This is a genomic window from Bdellovibrio sp. ZFWA1, assembly GCF_056175665.1.
This window is the reverse complement of sequence record NZ_JBJKJH010000004.1, coordinates 159,909-175,540: the sequence shown is the minus strand read 5'-3', so window position 1 is coordinate 175,540 and position 15,632 is coordinate 159,909. Positions and strand designations below refer to the sequence as shown.

Genomic DNA, 15,632 nt, shown 5'->3' with positions numbered 1-15,632 from the left:
ACTTGCGGCACTCCCCCTTTTAACAGCGGCGGTCTTTGTTCTTTGGGATATGAACAAGAATATCTCTCAGCTGAATATTCAAGTTGGGATCATCATTTCAGAACGCGACTCAACAAAAGAAACGCTGAAGGATCTTGAGTTGAGAGTCAGAGAATTAGAAAAAACAATCTTTAAATCCAAGGAGGATAAATGAAAAAGATTATGTGTTTGATGGCAGTATTGACGATGGCATTTGCGTTTGTGGTGCCTAACTTTGTTATGGCTCAGGAGGCAGGTCCTGTTGTTTCAGCGCCGGCAGTTGATGTGCCAGCCCCTCAAATTCCTGAAATCTCAAACAATGATTTCTTTGAATACCTGGTTAAATCTCTCGGTGGAGTTACAGGTGCAACTACCATTGTGATTATCTCTATTTTGCTTCAGGTGTTTTTGAAGTTCCTTTCAACTCCAATGTTCGGGGAAGTATTTAAAAAGGCCACTGGCAAAGTTAAGGTTTCAACATTCTTGATCCTGTCTGTTCTAGCAAATGTGGTCGGTCTTGTTGCAAATGCGGGCCTCACTTGGCAAACAGCACTCCTTCACTCGACTACGATTTCTCTAGTTATCGCGGCAGTTGTTGGCGTGTGGAAGCAGTATCAAAAGGCTGAATAGTGGAAATATTCAAGGCGTTGATTTGGAACAACCTAGTGAATCTTGCGCTGGCAAAGCTTGTCGGCGCAATGCCATTTTTGGCATGGGGGCCAGTCAATGCCTTTGTTCGTTGGTTAGCATTTAAAGTTTCTGATGCAATCTTCGAGGAACTTCATTTGCGGGTGGATCTTCATCAGATCGTCGTTAAAAACGAAAAGCTCAAAAAGGAATATGATCGGGCATCCATCAAACTGGGGCTGATCGCTAGAACCGAGGGGAGAGATTCAGATGAGTTTAAAAGGGCAGAGTCGGATTTTAAAAACTCTCTTGCTGATCTTGTTCGCTACAGCACTCCCTAGTTGTTCGAACATTTCAAAGCGCATCACGATTCCTTCTACAGAGATGTGCGCAGTAAAAGGACTCATGCAGAATGGCGCCACTTGTGCGATGACCATTGGGTCTCAACAAAGGGATATGACATTCGAAGAGTTCCTTGATTTCTTGGAACCAAATGAGGTTCGAGGTGGGGCGGTCTGCCAATCGGCTAGTGATATGATCAAAATAAAAAATGCCCTCGAACAATTGTGCAGACTTGCTGGGAAGTATTGCACCTATGAACAAAGGCAGATGATTTCGAACTTTAAAAAATCTTTAAAGATCTTGAACTATTAAGCTGCTTTTATCTTCTTTGGCTCTACGTTCTTAAAAGCTTTCATTATTTTACACAGAGACTCTAGGCTTGGATTTTTCGATGTATCCATTGCTTCATAAATGACTGTTCTGGGGATCTTAACTTTCGAAGCGGTTTTGGTGATTGACCGAGCTTTCAGATAACCTTCGAGGATTTCTTGAAATGCTTCTTTATCACCTTCCAGCAAAGAATCAGCAAGAGCCTCTGCAAACTCTCGATTAGATCTTTCTGTAAGACTTTTAGTAGGGGAGAACTCGGTAAATGTCATCCCGCCGATTTTATTCGGCGTGGATTTTTTGAGCGATTTTTTTTGCTTTGTTGATGTCTTTTTGTTGCCCATTTTTATTTCCTCCCAGAATCAGAAACATATCATTTTTTATCGTGTAGTAAATTCTTCGACCGTCGTTAAATTTGAGTTCCCAAAGTTGATCGCCGAGGTTCTTGCGGTTTCCAAAGTACCCTTCGGTCTCGATCTTTGAAAGCCTTGCTTCAATTTGAAGCTGCCCTTTGAGGGGCTGGCTTTCGATCCATTTTGTGAACTCAGTTGATCTAAAAATCTTCATATAAACAATGTACGCCAAACCGTACAAAAATGCAAGTATGGTTTAGCGTACATCTCAAAATAGGACAAATTTACATTTTTTTTCGTAGGATACTGTTTAATTTGGCTTAAGGGGATAGAATGAGTCTATCAATATCAGATTTCACTGAAATTCTTTTCATAATTGCGCCGCCTGAATTTCTATACTGAGTGACTGCCCAGACGATTGTAGTTGAAATGAAGTAGTCCCCGGGTGCTACATTAATGAACTCGAAGTTCCCAGCGGAGTCACAAATAGATTCCTTCACATGCTTTTTAAATTCTGGGTTGTCGTTAGTAAAAACAAAATTGGTATCGTGGGGCGAGTAACCTTTTTGGTCATTTCCGTAGATCACATTGATTCGTTCCTTCGAGTAATCAGTTACTGGAAACAAAAATATAGATCTTCCCGCGCATGTAACTACGCCTCCATTTGCTTGAGGGAAAAAAGCATTTCCCTTGATTGTGTTTTTTCCATCTGCGATTAACTTAGCAGTGAGCAAAGGGTCGAAGTCATTTTTTAAAGTTACTTTCTTAGTTTGCGTGTGAACGCATCCAATAAAAAATAGTGAAAGCAGGACTAATGTTTTCAACATAAAAACCTCCAACGTAAATGTCGGAATAATGTAATATATGTTTAGTGTTTATTTCTTGAAAAATTCTTGAATTTTACAATCAAAGGCAGCTGATAGTCTGAATAGAGTATTTAGTGAGGGCGCGACTTTGCCGGACTCGAGTCTCTGGTAGTGTCGATAGTCGAATCCAAAATCCTGCATTTGTTCTTGGGTCAGGCTACATTTAAGACGCATTTTTTTAATATTTTTAGAGATTTGTAGCACTAAAGTAGCATAGTCATTCTTCATTACGTCATTTTGCTCAACATGGTGCTACAGCGCCACGGTGCCAAAACACCGTATTAAACGCAAATTCGTCTAGTCCTATTGGAAATGTTCTTGTAATAAATTACAATTTCTTAACGGCATAAATGGCAAATGCTTTAGGGGATAATGGATCTAATCAGACACCTAAATATAACGACTGAAGAAGTGAACGCTATCGCCGGTCGAATTGCGTTCGAGAATAAGAAGTTGAAAGGTGAGAATATTTCAATCCGAAATTTATATTTGCGGGCTTTGGTTGAAAAAGAAAATGCGCTAGCCGTTGTTTATGCTGCTAATTCACGTTTTGTCTGGCCCGAGATCATCTTTCGAGAGACTCTTTTTAGCACTCTCAAAAATCTCGATTTTGTCGAGAAATAACTGAGAGTCTTTTTTGTCGAACTTCAAAACTTTTCTGATGATTTCCCGAGTGGCTGGGTCTAACGTGAGCTCTTGGATACGGGCCTCAATGGGGTCCGAAGATGCTGCTTTAAATGTCTTTGAGTCTTGAACTTGCGCCGGGGCGTGGTTTTGCGCGCTGATCTTCGATATCTCTGCGCGAAGCTCCTCAATAGACATATCAGCCACAGTCTTAATTGGCGCCGCCTTGGGGGCGTTAGGGTCGGCGAAAAGGTCCGAAAGGGTAACATCAAGCGCGGATGCTATTTTTAAGATGTTCTGCTGTTTTGGCAGGATTCCTTGCTCGGCCCTCAAGATAGTGTGCATTGAAACATCAGCGTTTTCAGCCAAAGCATCCTGCGAAAGCCCCTTAGACTTTCTGAGTCGTCTCAAATTGATGCTGAAAAAGCTAGTATTATCCATAAGATAATAACCTACTAGCTTTTCTGCTAAAAAATAATACCACAAGAGCAAGTTTTACTTGCAATCTACTAGCAGAAGTGCTAGTTTTGCGTGTATGGATAGATTTGATTGTGAAAAAGCTAAGCAAATTATTGAGGAGAGTGGTCTTAAGGTAAAAAAGATCGCTGAGCATCTTCAAATAGATAACTCGACTATGTCGCGCTATTTGAACGGCAAAAACCAACCACCTAGAACTTTTATTCTGGCGTTTGCAGTAACCATGAAGGTTGATCCGCAAGTTTTGGTTAAAAAAGAGGCCGCGTAAAAACATAGGAACAAGATATCACACAATGCGTCAAAGAATTGTTAAATCAGCGCAAACGTAAACGAAAACACGTTTTAAGTGCGGAGTTTTGTCAAAATTTCAAACGTTTTAGAAATACACTTAGGGAAAATGCATGAAACTTAGTCACAAGCAAAAATTGGATTCTCTGCGTTCTCTTTTGGAAAGCTTAGCTGAAACCTATGACCGTCAGCATGAGGCGATGGGCGGATACTCTTACTCAAGAGATGATCGAGTTGCTCGCGCATATCGAAAGTCTGTTGAATTATTGGATAAATATTTTCCTCCTGTAGCGGAAAAAGTCTCATCCAAAAAAGGAGCGAGGTGAAAGCCCTCGCAGTTTGAATGAAGTGATTTTGCTGCTGCCTAAGTTCGCCAAGTAAAGACTTCGGTCTTGATGGGACACCTCTAGTTCCGCGCAATATCACTTCCTTGAGGCGTTTAAAATAAATAACAGTTTGTTTTGAGAACACACGCTTCAACCTTCGGGGGGTGGTCCCCCGAGGGGTTGTTTGATTCCCCAGCCCCCTTCGGATAGGCCGTCGCGGGGCAAAGCTTGAGGTTGTTTTATGAAGGGCAAATTTGAGACTGAGCCTCTATTAACGAGAAAAGAGCTTTGCGAAAAGACGGGTCTTTCCGAAAAGTTTGTCGAAAAGTCTATCACTCGTAATGACTTTCCTCGATACAAACTATCCAGTCGATATGTTCGCTTTAGGTTGTCTGAAGTAGAAGCATGGTTGAGGTTGCGCAAAATTGGCTAGGGGGGCCCATGAGTGGATTTTCAAATTATAAAAAGATGTCCAAGAATCCGGGGTTCTATCAGAGTCCCGACTCAAAGAAAATCATTTACAATCGTCGGCATAATGGCCGGCAGGTAAAATTCGCAACAGGTAAAACAACCATTAGTGAAGCGAAGCTTGAAGTTGAAAAAAAGCTTGCTGAATTGTTTTTTCAAAACCCTTCAAAAGAACTAAGACTAAAAAAGGGAATTGTGAATCATCCCTTGAGGGAAGTGTTTCAGGAATTAGTTGATGAGAGATCTCCCCAGCGGCACGCAAATACCGTGAAGAAATGGTGGGTTGCTTGGAATTATGGGATCAAAGAATTTTGGGAAGCAAAAAACACTTCGGATCTTAACGCTCAGAATCTGCGTAAATTTGAAAATTGGTATCTTGCAAACAAAGGCGAAAGAGTTTTCTTTAACACTCATAAGGTTTTCACGATGCTCATTCGGTACTGTGAGGATCAAGGGTATGTAAGTGGGCCTAAGTTGCACTTGAATGATCTTGATAAAGTCATCGAGACAAAAACCAAAAAACAGAAAGTTGGCCGAGTTTATACTGATGAAGAGATAAAGGGAATCTTAGAGAATTCGACGCCTATGTGTCGAATGGCCGTGATTTTGGGTCGATACCTTGGAATGCGGGGTCTTCACACTTCACTGTATAAAGCATTGAGTCAAAAAGAATAGGCACGGAATAGGTTTCTTCATAAGATTTGTTTACCACAACACATCTTTTTCAGGAGCCTAGACCATGCCCACGGACTTCAACTTAGCCGATCAAATGCTATCTGAGGAACTAAAATTTTTGTCTTCAAGAGGTTTTCGCAACGGATATCTTTGGGAGGTTAAAAAAATAAGAGCTTCCTGCGAAGTTTGTCCCAAATGCGCTACACCATCGAATACTTTAGCTGGAAAAGCATTCAGCGTCGTCCGCGATGCGCCAATTAGAGAAAGGCCATTATGGCTGCGTATTGAAAAGCATCGGTACTATTGCAAGAACTGCCGCAAGCCCTTTACAGAGGCAGTAAAAGGTATTTGGCCACGCCGAAGAAGTACGGGACATTTTCGCAATGCCGTAGCCAAAGACTGCAAAAACTACGTGAATCTAGAATTAGTGCGAACGCATCACTCTTGCTCCAGTGGATTTATCTATAAGGTCCATTATGAGGCTCTGGCTGCGAAACTCAAAGATCGCGACGGAATGAAGTGGCCGGAAATATTGGGCATCGACGAACACTTTTTCACTCGTAGAAATGGTTATGCAGAGTTTGCAACGGTGTTCTGTGATCTAAAGAAGCGTCGGTTGTTTGAGATGTGCAAAGGTAAAGATGCGAAATCAATTTTCGAAGCTGTTGAACACTATCCAGGCCGAGACAATGTCAAAGTGGTAGTGATAGATTTGTCGAACGGATATTTAAGCATTGTGCGAAGACTCTTCCCAAACGCTAAAATTGTAGCCGATAAATTTCATGCTCTCCGGCTTCTAAATCCTGCAATGATGAAGTTGAGAAAACAAATTAACGGCAATAAGTTGGAGCTAAAACAACGTCGCCTAATCCTGAGAAATCGCGAAGACTTAAATTATACAGAAAAAAGAGATCTCGATAAGTTCCTCCACAAGCACCCCGATCTTGAGGAGTTGTATTGGTACAAAGAACGCCTGCGGCAGTTTTATAATTGTCGGAACCGACGCCAAGGGAGAAGAAATCTTGAGTGCTTTATTAATGACTTAAAAAACTCAAGCCAGTCAGCTGCCAATACTCTCGGAAGAACCCTCAGAAAGTGGCTGGAACCTTTAATTGGATACTTTGAAAATCGTTGGACAAATGGATTTACGGAGGCTACTAACGGGAACGCAAAGGCCCTCCAGAAGCGGGCCAGAGGGTTTAAAAACTTTGTAAACTATCGACTGAAAACCTTAAATGCTTGTTTTTATTGAATTGCGCTGAGTGATAAACAGTTAAATGAGAAGAGCCGACGTTGAGAATCAAGCGCGTTTCCACGATCTAAGACATACTTTTGCAACTCAAACGGCGCGTGATCATTGGGCGCCTCTCATGGCTTGTCAAATGCTTGATATGTCTTTACAGGAGTACCAGCAGACATATACTCATGTGAAGAGTTCCGACATAATGGAACTTATGAAAAAGTCTTTTTCGGGGAGTCAGAAATGATTCTCGGGGGAAGTCTTAAAAACTTTACTACTTTTTTACTACCAGTGCTTGCCAGAGTCGGCCAAGTATCTATTTTTATTAGCAAAAACAATTTAGGTTGGTGCGCGGGGAGGGACTTGAACCCTCACGCCTTGCGGCATACGCCCCTCAAACGTACGTGTCTACCAATTCCACCACCCGCGCGCAGGATTTAAATTAGCGGTGAGCCTAGAAACAGTCAACTATAGCTCCAATAAAAATTATTTATGCTTATTTTTTCCGCAAATTTTAACCCCTCTGGCGGGGCTATCAGTCTTATTAACAGAAGCAAGGATGCTTCAGACAAGGAGCCAAGGATGGCCGATCTTCAAATTATCGCACTCTTTTGCACTCTCTATTCTGGAATTGTGGTCTCTTCCCTCTGGATTGCAGTTTCAGATAAGCGAGAAGAAAACTTAAAAGCAGCAGTGGTGCGATATCGATCAAAAGGGGCCTAACGGACTTGGCTCCTCAATAGCCAGCACGGATGCTGGCGCTAGAGAAAAATCAAAAAATGCCTAGGATGGGTGTTTTATGACAAGCTTCAAGGTTTTGCACAGGTTTGGTGGTTCCCTGTGTAAAGCCTGGCGGGGGTGACAAGCCCCCGCTTTTTTATTATACCTCTGCCTTATGAAAATCACCGACCTTCAATTTGAATACCCAGAAGAGCTAGTAGCGACTCAACCTCAGCATCCGTCCCGAGTCATGTGGGTGGATGCAATCGATGATGAACCTCAGGAAATCCCTTTTTCAGAGCTTCTGAATCGCATTCCCGTCGGCGATGTTTTGGTGGTGAATAACACGAAGGTTTTGAAAAGGCGGGTCTTTGCGGGCGACGTCGAGATTTTATTCTTGAAACAACAAAACGCCACAGATTGGGAAGTTCTTTTTCCATCAAAAAAATATAAAGTCGGTGAGTCTTTAGAGCTTCCCCTGGGGGTTCGGATGACACTCATCCAAAAGGGGCGTCCCCAGTGGGTGCGATTGTCAGAGTCGGTTTCTGAGGACTATTTTCAAAAAGTGGCCGAACTTCCGCTGCCCCCCTATATTCAAAAAGCAAGGCAGGATCGTCACACGGTAGATGCCGACGAGAGTTGGTATCAAACTGCATGGGCAGCAAAGCCAGGTAGTTTTGCAGCGCCGACCGCTAGTTTGCATTTTTCTGCCCAAGATATTCAGGCCCTAAAGGCAAAAGGAGTTCATGTTGCAGAGGTCACTTTGCATGTGGGGCTGGGGACTTTCTTACCCGTGACAGCCGAAGACTTGAATGATCATGAAATGCACGAAGAGTATGCCGAGATTCCAGCAAACGTGTGGGCGCTCATTCAGCGTCAAAAGGCCGAAGGGAAGAATATTTGGGCCTTGGGTACCACGAGCGTGCGGACGTTGGAAAGTGCGGCCCAAGGCCTGCTGGCTTGCTCTGAAGCTGGGGATTATTCGGGATTCACCAGGCTTTTGATTCAGCCTGGGTATCAATGGAAAGTTGTGGATCGCTTAATGACGAATTTCCATCAGCCCGAGAGTACATTATTGGCCCTAGTGGCTGGATTTTCTTCTTTAGATCGAGTTAAGACTTGCTATCGCTGGGCGATTGAGCGAAAGTTCCGGCTCTTTTCTTATGGCGATCTTTCGGTTTGGCTTCCAGTGAATAAGGCCAAGGAAAGTTAAGGAGTTCTTGTGAGTACGGTAAATACAGAAATGAAGTTAGGTGAGTTTAAAGTTCATGCGACTCAAGGGAAGGCTCGCCGAGCGACTTTGATGACTGCGCACGGTCCGGTTCAAACTCCTGTATTTATGGCTGTCGGAACAAAGGCCACTGTGAAAGCGATGACTCCTGAGGAGCTGAAGGAGTGCGGGACTCAGGTTGTTTTGGGTAATACCTATCACTTGCATTTGCGTCCTGGCGAGAAAATTATAAAAAATCAAGGTGGTCTTCATAAGTTTATGAATTGGCATGGTCCGATCTTGACCGACTCGGGCGGCTTTCAAGTTTTCTCGCTATCCCAACTTCGCACGATGACTGAAGAAGGTGTCGAGTTTCGTTCTCATCTGGATGGGGCCAAGCATTTTATTTCACCTGAAAAGTCGATGGAAATTCAGATGGATCTTGGGTCTGACATCATTATGGCTTTTGATGAATGTTTGCAGTACCCAGCAACTCCCGAGCAAATTAATTCGTCGATGGATCTAACATACCGTTGGCTGCTTCGCTCGAAAGAGGCCATGACTCGTAAAGAATCTTTGCTGTTTGGAATCGTGCAGGGCGGACTCTCTTATGAATACCGTATGAAGTCGATGGAACAAATTTGTTCTGTGGATTTGCCTGGTTATGCTTTAGGCGGTTTTTCAGTGGGCGAGCCCATTCACTTAATGCATGAATTGCTTCCTCTGGTGGCGCACCAAATGCCGGCAAATAAACCACGTTATTTGATGGGGGTTGGTACTCCGACCGATCTTATTATCGCTATCGATTCGGGCGTTGATATGTTCGACTGTGTTATGCCGACTCGTGTTGCGCGCAATGGGACAATTTACACGTGGAGTGGTAAAGTCAGCATTAAGCGCAGTGAGTATAAAGAAGATTCTTCTCCGCTCGATCCAGAATGCGATTGCTATACTTGCCGCAACTATTCAAAAGCTTATCTACGGCATTTATTTTTAAGTGGGGAGATTTTAGGGGGTCGTTTAAACACCATCCATAATATCTACTTCTATATGAAACTGATGGAAAGATCCCGAGAGGCGATAGAGCAAGGTCGCTGGGAAGAGTTCCGTGATTGGTGTTTGTCGCGATTTATTCGTAAAGAACAATAAGCAAGTCGATAGAGTGGTAAAAGAAGCGTCATAGGTAGCCGGGAATAAACCCCGGCTTTTTCGTGTCCGCCTCTGACGCGCAAAGTAAATAAGCAGCTAGACTTAAATATTGATTCCTGGATGCTTTGATGGTCAAGTTTAATTTCAGAGATTCTATGGAGGTCTTACATCATGTTTTTGTCAACCGCCTACGCACAGGCAGCAGCAGGTGCCCCCCAGCAACCATCAATGTTAGAGATGGTTCTTCCCTTCGTTTTTATTTTCGGAGTGATGTATTTATTTGTTATTCGCCCTCAAGCGAAACGACAAAAAGAACAAATGAAATTCATTTCGGATCTTAAAAAAGGCGACGAAGTGGTCTTAGCAAGTGGCATTTTTGGAAAAATCGAGGGACTGACCGAGACGGCAGTGACTTTAGAAATTGCCGATGGAGTTCGCATTAAAGTTCTACGCAGTCAGATTGCTGGTTCTCAGAAAGCGGCTACATCAACTACTGAGGAGAAAAAATAATGGAGTCTTCAAACTTACGTTTGAGAACAATCTTAGCAGTTCTCGGAATCGTATTAGCTATTATTTGGGTAGCTCCAAACATGTTGAACACCGAAAAAACATGGTGGCCATCAAAGTCCAAGCTTAACTACGGTTTGGATATTCAAGGTGGGTTGCATCTAGTTATGGGTGTTGACGTAGCAGGTGTTGTTGGGGAATCAACGGATCGTTTGGTAGCTTCTTTGAAGGCCGAAATGACGAAAGAAAATCTACAGGCCGAGGTAAAAGCAACAAATGCCGGAATGGGCGAGCTGCAAGTTTCTTTTGCTCCTGAAGCAAAGTCGGCTATTTCAAAATTTTTCACGGATAAACACGGAACGGTACTTCAGGAAGTGACTTCAACAGATGCTTCAATCACCTACCGTTATTACGATGCTTATTTAATGGATTATAAAAATCGTGTTATTTTGCAGTCGATCGAAACGATTCGTAACCGTATCGATGAGTTTGGGGTTGCTGAACCCTCTATCACTCAGCAAGGTGATAACCGCATTTTGATTCAGTTGCCAGGTATGGCCGATGCGGAACGTGCGAAGTCTTTGATTAACACGACAGCCAAACTTGATTTCATGATCGTAAGCACTGAGATGCAACCTCAACAGTTGCAGGCGCTTATTACCGAGGCTGAAAAAGCTGGTGGTTACAATATGGAGAACACGAAGTACTCCGAGTATGTAGCTAAGCTTAATAAGGATCTTGAGGGTAAAATTCCTGCAAAGACATTGGTTTATTTTGAAAAGGCCGAGAATGCAAAATCGATGGAAGTCGGCTCTATTCCGTTCTTGTTAAAACAAGACACGGGATTGGGTGGCGCGGACTTGGATGATGCAGCTGTTGGTTACGATCAATATGGAGCCCCAGAAGTTACTTTGAAGTTCAACTCTGTAGGAGCTAACAAGTTTGCAGAACTGACGGGTTCAAATGTTGGTCGTCAGATGGCGATTGTTCTAGATAAAGTTGTTAAATCTGCGCCATCAATTCGCGATCGTATTGCTGGTGGTTCGGCAGTGATCACATTAGGTGGTGGTCGTGATCGTAATAAAACGATGGATGAAGCAAAGATGATCTCAACGGCTCTTCGTGCTGGTGCATTGCCTGCTTCCCTAGAGCAATTGGAAGAAAGACGTGTTGGTCCAACCTTAGGAGCGGATGCTCTTGATAAGGCTAAGATGGGTTCTTTCGTTGGAGCCGCACTGGTTCTGTTGTTTATGATTGTTTATTACAAAGGAATGGGAACAGTTTCGGCCCTAACTTTGGGACTTAACATTTTCTCGATCTTTGCTTTGTTGACTAGCTTTGGTGCCACTTTAACTTTGCCTGGTATTGCGGGTATTGCTTTGACAGTGGGCTTTGCGGTCGATGCGAACGTTCTTATTAACGAGCGTATCCGTGAAGAACTTCGCGGAGGGGCGAGCTGGAAAGCGGCCATTCGTGAAGGTTATAACCGCGCGATGAGTGCGATTATTGATGCTAACGTCACAACAGCGGCGACTGCAGTTGTCTTGTTGTACTTCGGAACAGGACCTGTTCGTGGTTTTGCGGTGACTCTTTTGATTGGTATTGCGACGACTTTGTTTGCCAACGTTTTTGTCAGCAAAGTGATTGTTGATACTTTGGTTTACAAGTTTAACGTTAAAAAGCTTTCGGTATAGGTGATGATGATGACTAAGAATACTCATAATAATAGAGAAGGTTCTGGCCGTTTTGATTTTGTTGGAAAAGTTTGGCTTTTTGGCGGTATCTCTTTGATTTTCACTTTGGCTTCTTTGATCTATCTTGCTGTGCACGGTATTTCTTGGGGGATTGATTTCCGTGGAGGAACCGAGATTCAAGTGAAGTACGCGCAAAAAGTTGCTATTGAAGAAGTTCGCACAGTTATTGATAAAGCTGGTTTGAAAGATGCCTCCGTGCAAGCTTTCGGCGAAGGTTCTGAGTTTGTGATCCGTTTCCAAGGTGAAAAGGGAGCCACAGATAAAGAAACAAACGATAAGTTAAATGCTTCTATCGAAGCGGGTAAGACTGGTTTAACAAGCGGTAGTTTGGCTGATAAAGGTGCAGATATTCGCCGAGTTGACACTGTGGGGCCTCAAGTGGGGGCCGAGCTTAAGAAAAATGGTTTTTTGGCGGTATTTTACTGCTTGCTTGTTATCTTGATCTACGTTGGTCTTCGATTTGATTACAAATACGCGCCAGGCGCCGTCCTTTGCTTGTTCCACGATGCTGTGATCACATTGGCGATTTTCGTAGCGATTGGTAAAGAAGTGAACGTGCCGACATTGGCAGCGATTATGACACTTATCGGTTTCTCGTTGAACGATACGATTGTCGTCTTTGACCGTATTCGTGAGACCGAAAGTGAAGCCCACAGCAAGGGAATCGGATTTGTTATTAATAAATCTATTAATGACATGTTGATTCGTACGTTGATTACATCGGGAACAACTTTCGTATCGGCTCTTTGTCTTTATGTTTTTGCCGGTGGAACAGTTGCTGACATCGCATTTGCGATCTGTATTGGTATTTTCTTCGGTACTTATTCTTCGATTTACGTAGCAGCTCCTTTGGTTATGTTAATGGAGAAGTTAAAGCTTTTAAATAAAGCAGCTTAAGAAGGGTAAATGAGCCCAAGTTGGAAGGCGCGAGATATAAACGATAGCAATGAACAAATCATGGCGGGACCTTATCCTGCCTTGATTGCTAGAATTTTAGCATCTCGCGGCTTCATCGAATCTGATAAGGTTGATCGTCTTTTAAATCCTAAAATTCAAGAGCTTAAAGATCCCTACACTTTAGATGGGATGCAAACGGCTGTAGACCGTATCGTAGCTGCCTTTCTGAAAAATGAAAAAATTTGTATTTATGCTGACTTTGACCTTGATGGAACCAGTGGTTTAGCGTTGTTAAAGTCTGGTATGGAGTTGATGGGTTTTCCCGAAGTGCTTGCTTATCAGCCAAAGCGTTTGTCCGAAGGGTATGGATTTCATGCTTCGGCCGTTGAGGAGTTGGCAAAACAAGGTGTGAGTTTAATTATCACAGTGGATGTTGGTATTACGGCTCATCCAGCTGTCGAGACAGCCAATAAACTAGGTGTTGATGTTATCATCACCGACCATCATTTGCCGGCTGATACTTTACCTCCAGCGTTAACGATTGTGAATCCCAACAAGGGAACTTGTAGTTCAGGCTTAGGATATCTATGTGGGGCTGGGGTTGCTTTTTATCTATTGCGAGCCCTGCGGCGTGCCTTCCGTGACGATTCAAGATTAGAGGATCGGCCGTGGGATCTAAAAGAAGTTTTAGATTTTTTTACGATTGGAACTTTAACGGACATGGTACCGTTGGTCGATGATAATCGAGTTTTAGTAAAGCATGGTTTAATTAAGTTAGCTGAAACTAAAAGGCCGGGCTTATTATCTTTGTTAAAAGCCTTGGATTTGACTGGGCGCCCGTTAACATCCCAGGACGTGGCTATTCGTTTTGCACCTAAGTTGAATGCGCTATCGCGAATGGAATCCGGTGTTTTGCCGATCGATATTTTTTTAGAAACCGATCATCAAAAGGCCGAAGATATTGTTGAGTTTGTATTAGAGAATAATAGCAATCGAGTCCAGCTTCAGTCCGATGCAGAGAATGAAGCAATGTCTTTGTTAAAGTCCTGGCCGCATAAAGATTTTGTATTTGTAGCGTCCACTCAGTTCCATCGCGGAGTGGTGGGGCTTATAGCGACAAAGTTAAGTCAAAGTTTTAATAAGCCCGCTTTTGTGGGGTCGATCAGTAGTGATGGAAGCTTAGTGGGAAGCGCGCGCGTTCCTAATGGTTCCGAGATTTGCTTAGTTGAAGCCCTGACCTCTGCGGAAAAAGTTCTTAATCGTTTTGGCGGACATTCTGCAGCTGCAGGGTTCGAGACTCATGCTCCTCGCATGAATGATGTGATCGATTGTTTAGTGGATTACTTCACAAATTTAGAATCAAAACCTAAAAAACTTGAGGTTCTTTATGATTCAGAGGCAGAACTCGCTGAGGTCAACTCTACTTTGATGAAGTGGTATGATTTCGTGGGACCTTTTGGTGCGGGGTTTGAAGTTCCAGTTCTACGTTTTGGAAAAGTTCAGTTGGTGAACAAGAAAGAGCTTCGAGGGGGGCACTACCGTTTGAAGCTGACCTCTCCGTTAAATTCTTCATTGGTGATCGAGGCGCTTTTATTCAGCCCGATTGCTCGTCAGGTAGAAGTGATAAATTCCGGGGCTTTGCTTTTTGATATCTTGGGCGAGCTTCAATGGAATTACTTTGGTGGTAAAGAAAGTATTCAGTTACTAGTTAAAGATATTCGTATAGCAGAGGCTTAAAATAAATATGAAAAAGAAGGCAGTGGTATTGTTGTCGTCGGGCCTAGATTCGACGGTCAATCTTTATAAAGCACTTGAACAGTTTGAAGTTGTTTTGGCTCTAAGTTTTAATTATGGACAGAGGGCCTCTGCCAAAGAGCTTGAATCGGCCAAGAAGATTTGTCGACAAGTTAAAGTAGAGCATAAGATCGTTGATCTAACTTGGTTTAAGGATTTTGGAAAATCAAGTTTACTCAATGCGGGCGCTGTTCCCGTGGGGAATGAAGTTTCAATTGATGATCTTTCAAAGAGTCAATCGACAGCGAAGTCAGTTTGGGTTCCTAATCGCAATGGAATATTTTTGAATATCGCCGCGGGATTTGCCGAGAGCCTGGATGCAAAGTACGTCATTCCAGGATTTAACATTGAAGAGGCTACGACCTTTCCTGATAATTCGGAAGCTTTTTTGAGCTCTTTGACTCGAAGTTTTTCGTATTCAACATCTAATCAAGTTGAAGCGACTTGCTTTACGACCGGCATGAATAAAACACAAATTGTTGAACTTGGTGAGTCTCTTTATGTTCCTTGGCATCTGACTTGGCCATGTTATTTAGCTGAAGAAAAGTGGTGTGGACAGTGCGAATCCTGCCAGCGAGCAAATCGAGCTTTTGTAGCGGCGGAAGTTGATGCTCACTTATTATTTAAAGGAGGAGTTTGATGCTGTCCTCTATAGGTTTATTGTTTTTGTCTAATATTTTTATGACCTTTGCTTGGTACGGGCACTTGAAGAGCCATAAAGATTCTGCTTTGTGGGTTGTTATTTTAGTGAGTTGGGGAATTGCTTTTTTTGAATACTGTTTGCAGGTTCCTGCCAACCGCATCGGCTCTGGTTATTTTAGCTTGCCCCAACTTAAAATTCTGCAGGAAGTGATCACGATGATCGTTTTTGCTGGGTTCTCGGTTTTTTACATGAATGAGGGTCTAAAATTGGACTACCTTTGGGCTGGGCTATGTTTGGTGGGGGCCGTTTACTTTATCTTTAGATAAA

Annotated in this window: 23 protein-coding genes and 1 tRNA gene; 18 read left to right on the top strand and 6 right to left on the bottom strand. The window is 43.0% G+C overall.

The window, feature by feature from the left end; translation table 11 throughout:
* From AC04MN_RS15650 to AC04MN_RS15635, 4 genes are all read left to right on the top strand, one after another.
* Positions 1 to 193: hypothetical protein (locus AC04MN_RS15650; protein ID WP_475384144.1), on the top strand; the 193-nt coding region annotated here is incomplete at its 5' end.
* Positions 190 to 648, top strand: coding sequence for a hypothetical protein (locus AC04MN_RS15645; RefSeq protein ID WP_475384143.1), 459 nt, complete (start codon positions 190 to 192; stop codon positions 646 to 648). The genes AC04MN_RS15650 and AC04MN_RS15645, both read left to right, overlap by 4 nt.
* The gene (locus AC04MN_RS15640; protein ID WP_475384142.1) at positions 648 to 986 is read left to right on the top strand and encodes a hypothetical protein; all 339 of its coding nucleotides are present in this window, start codon (positions 648 to 650) and stop codon (positions 984 to 986) included. Before AC04MN_RS15645 ends, AC04MN_RS15640 begins: the two co-directional genes overlap by 1 nt.
* A 64-nt stretch (positions 987 to 1,050) precedes the next feature.
* Positions 1,051 to 1,299, top strand: coding sequence for a hypothetical protein (locus AC04MN_RS15635; protein ID WP_475384141.1), 249 nt, complete (start codon positions 1,051 to 1,053; stop codon positions 1,297 to 1,299).
* Here the strand turns inward: AC04MN_RS15635 and AC04MN_RS15630 are convergent.
* The 5 genes from AC04MN_RS15630 to AC04MN_RS15610 all read right to left on the bottom strand — a co-directional run bounded on the left by AC04MN_RS15630 (position 1,296) and on the right by AC04MN_RS15610 (position 3,598).
* Positions 1,296 to 1,658 carry a helix-turn-helix domain-containing transcriptional regulator gene (locus AC04MN_RS15630; RefSeq protein ID WP_475384140.1) on the bottom strand — a complete coding sequence of 121 codons (363 nt, stop codon included), beginning with the start codon at positions 1,656 to 1,658 and terminating at the stop codon, positions 1,296 to 1,298. The two genes, AC04MN_RS15635 and AC04MN_RS15630, sit on opposite strands and share 4 nt — an antisense overlap.
* Complete coding sequence (locus AC04MN_RS15625) at positions 1,597 to 1,881, bottom strand: type II toxin-antitoxin system RelE/ParE family toxin (protein WP_475384139.1); 285 nt, start codon at positions 1,879 to 1,881, stop codon at positions 1,597 to 1,599. The genes AC04MN_RS15630 and AC04MN_RS15625 overlap by 62 nt, the downstream gene beginning before the upstream one ends.
* 106 nt (positions 1,882 to 1,987) lie before the next feature.
* Complete coding sequence (locus AC04MN_RS15620) at positions 1,988 to 2,494, bottom strand: hypothetical protein (RefSeq protein ID WP_475384138.1); 507 nt, start codon at positions 2,492 to 2,494, stop codon at positions 1,988 to 1,990.
* A 48-nt stretch (positions 2,495 to 2,542) separates the two neighbouring features.
* The gene (locus tag AC04MN_RS15615) at positions 2,543 to 2,761 is read right to left on the bottom strand and encodes a helix-turn-helix domain-containing protein (protein ID WP_475384137.1); all 219 of its coding nucleotides are present in this window, start codon (positions 2,759 to 2,761) and stop codon (positions 2,543 to 2,545) included.
* Between the two features lie 315 nt (positions 2,762 to 3,076).
* Positions 3,077 to 3,598: a helix-turn-helix domain-containing protein gene (locus AC04MN_RS15610; RefSeq protein ID WP_475384136.1), complete on the bottom strand. Its 522-nt coding sequence runs from the start codon at positions 3,596 to 3,598 to the stop codon at positions 3,077 to 3,079.
* Between the two features lie 94 nt (positions 3,599 to 3,692).
* Between AC04MN_RS15610 and AC04MN_RS15605 the strand changes: the two genes are divergently transcribed.
* From AC04MN_RS15605 to AC04MN_RS15585, 5 genes are all read left to right on the top strand, one after another.
* Positions 3,693 to 3,902, top strand: a complete 210-nt coding sequence (locus AC04MN_RS15605; protein WP_475384135.1) for a helix-turn-helix domain-containing protein — start codon at positions 3,693 to 3,695, stop codon at positions 3,900 to 3,902.
* Between the two features lie 133 nt (positions 3,903 to 4,035).
* Positions 4,036 to 4,248: a hypothetical protein gene (locus AC04MN_RS15600; protein ID WP_475384134.1), complete on the top strand. Its 213-nt coding sequence runs from the start codon at positions 4,036 to 4,038 to the stop codon at positions 4,246 to 4,248.
* 241 nt (positions 4,249 to 4,489) lie between these two features.
* Positions 4,490 to 4,681: a helix-turn-helix transcriptional regulator gene (locus AC04MN_RS15595; protein WP_475384133.1), complete on the top strand. Its 192-nt coding sequence runs from the start codon at positions 4,490 to 4,492 to the stop codon at positions 4,679 to 4,681.
* An 8-nt stretch (positions 4,682 to 4,689) separates the two neighbouring features.
* Positions 4,690 to 5,391, top strand: coding sequence for a hypothetical protein (locus tag AC04MN_RS15590; RefSeq protein ID WP_475384132.1), 702 nt, complete (start codon positions 4,690 to 4,692; stop codon positions 5,389 to 5,391).
* A gap of 64 nt (positions 5,392 to 5,455) precedes the next feature.
* Positions 5,456 to 6,643 carry an ISL3 family transposase gene (locus tag AC04MN_RS15585; RefSeq protein ID WP_475381257.1) on the top strand — a complete coding sequence of 396 codons (1,188 nt, stop codon included), beginning with the start codon at positions 5,456 to 5,458 and terminating at the stop codon, positions 6,641 to 6,643.
* Between the two features lie 333 nt (positions 6,644 to 6,976).
* Here AC04MN_RS15585 and AC04MN_RS15580 read toward each other — a convergent pair.
* A tRNA-Leu gene (locus AC04MN_RS15580) sits at positions 6,977 to 7,061 on the bottom strand.
* Positions 7,062 to 7,213: 152 nt separating this feature from the next.
* On the opposite strand from AC04MN_RS15580, the gene AC04MN_RS15575 reads away from it, so the two are divergent.
* From AC04MN_RS15575 to AC04MN_RS15535, 9 genes are all read left to right on the top strand, one after another.
* Positions 7,214 to 7,354: a hypothetical protein gene (locus AC04MN_RS15575; protein WP_475384131.1), complete on the top strand. Its 141-nt coding sequence runs from the start codon at positions 7,214 to 7,216 to the stop codon at positions 7,352 to 7,354.
* A gap of 172 nt (positions 7,355 to 7,526) precedes the next feature.
* Positions 7,527 to 8,564, top strand: a complete 1,038-nt coding sequence (gene queA, locus AC04MN_RS15570; RefSeq protein ID WP_475384130.1) for a tRNA preQ1(34) S-adenosylmethionine ribosyltransferase-isomerase QueA — start codon at positions 7,527 to 7,529, stop codon at positions 8,562 to 8,564.
* A gap of 30 nt (positions 8,565 to 8,594) precedes the next feature.
* Positions 8,595 to 9,710, top strand: a complete 1,116-nt coding sequence (gene tgt, locus AC04MN_RS15565) for a tRNA guanosine(34) transglycosylase Tgt (protein WP_475384151.1) — start codon at positions 8,595 to 8,597, stop codon at positions 9,708 to 9,710.
* A gap of 171 nt (positions 9,711 to 9,881) precedes the next feature.
* On the top strand, positions 9,882 to 10,220 hold the full coding sequence (gene yajC / locus AC04MN_RS15560) for a preprotein translocase subunit YajC (RefSeq protein ID WP_475384129.1): 339 nt from the start codon (positions 9,882 to 9,884) through the stop codon (positions 10,218 to 10,220).
* A complete protein-coding gene (secD, locus tag AC04MN_RS15555; RefSeq protein ID WP_475384128.1) occupies positions 10,220 to 11,911 on the top strand; it encodes a protein translocase subunit SecD in 1,692 nt (563 codons plus the stop codon). The genes yajC and secD overlap by 1 nt, the downstream gene beginning before the upstream one ends.
* Positions 11,912 to 11,920: 9 nt before the next feature.
* Positions 11,921 to 12,868, top strand: coding sequence for a protein translocase subunit SecF (gene secF / locus AC04MN_RS15550; RefSeq protein ID WP_475384127.1), 948 nt, complete (start codon positions 11,921 to 11,923; stop codon positions 12,866 to 12,868).
* A gap of 9 nt (positions 12,869 to 12,877) precedes the next feature.
* On the top strand, positions 12,878 to 14,605 hold the full coding sequence (gene recJ, locus AC04MN_RS15545; protein WP_475384126.1) for a single-stranded-DNA-specific exonuclease RecJ: 1,728 nt from the start codon (positions 12,878 to 12,880) through the stop codon (positions 14,603 to 14,605).
* Positions 14,606 to 14,612: 7 nt separating this feature from the next.
* Entirely contained in the window at positions 14,613 to 15,302 is a 690-nt protein-coding gene (gene queC, locus AC04MN_RS15540) for a 7-cyano-7-deazaguanine synthase QueC (protein WP_475384125.1), read from the top strand.
* Positions 15,302 to 15,631 carry a DMT family protein gene (locus AC04MN_RS15535; RefSeq protein ID WP_475384124.1) on the top strand — a complete coding sequence of 110 codons (330 nt, stop codon included), beginning with the start codon at positions 15,302 to 15,304 and terminating at the stop codon, positions 15,629 to 15,631. Before queC ends, AC04MN_RS15535 begins: the two co-directional genes overlap by 1 nt.
* The last annotated feature ends 1 nt before the right edge of the window (position 15,632 follow it).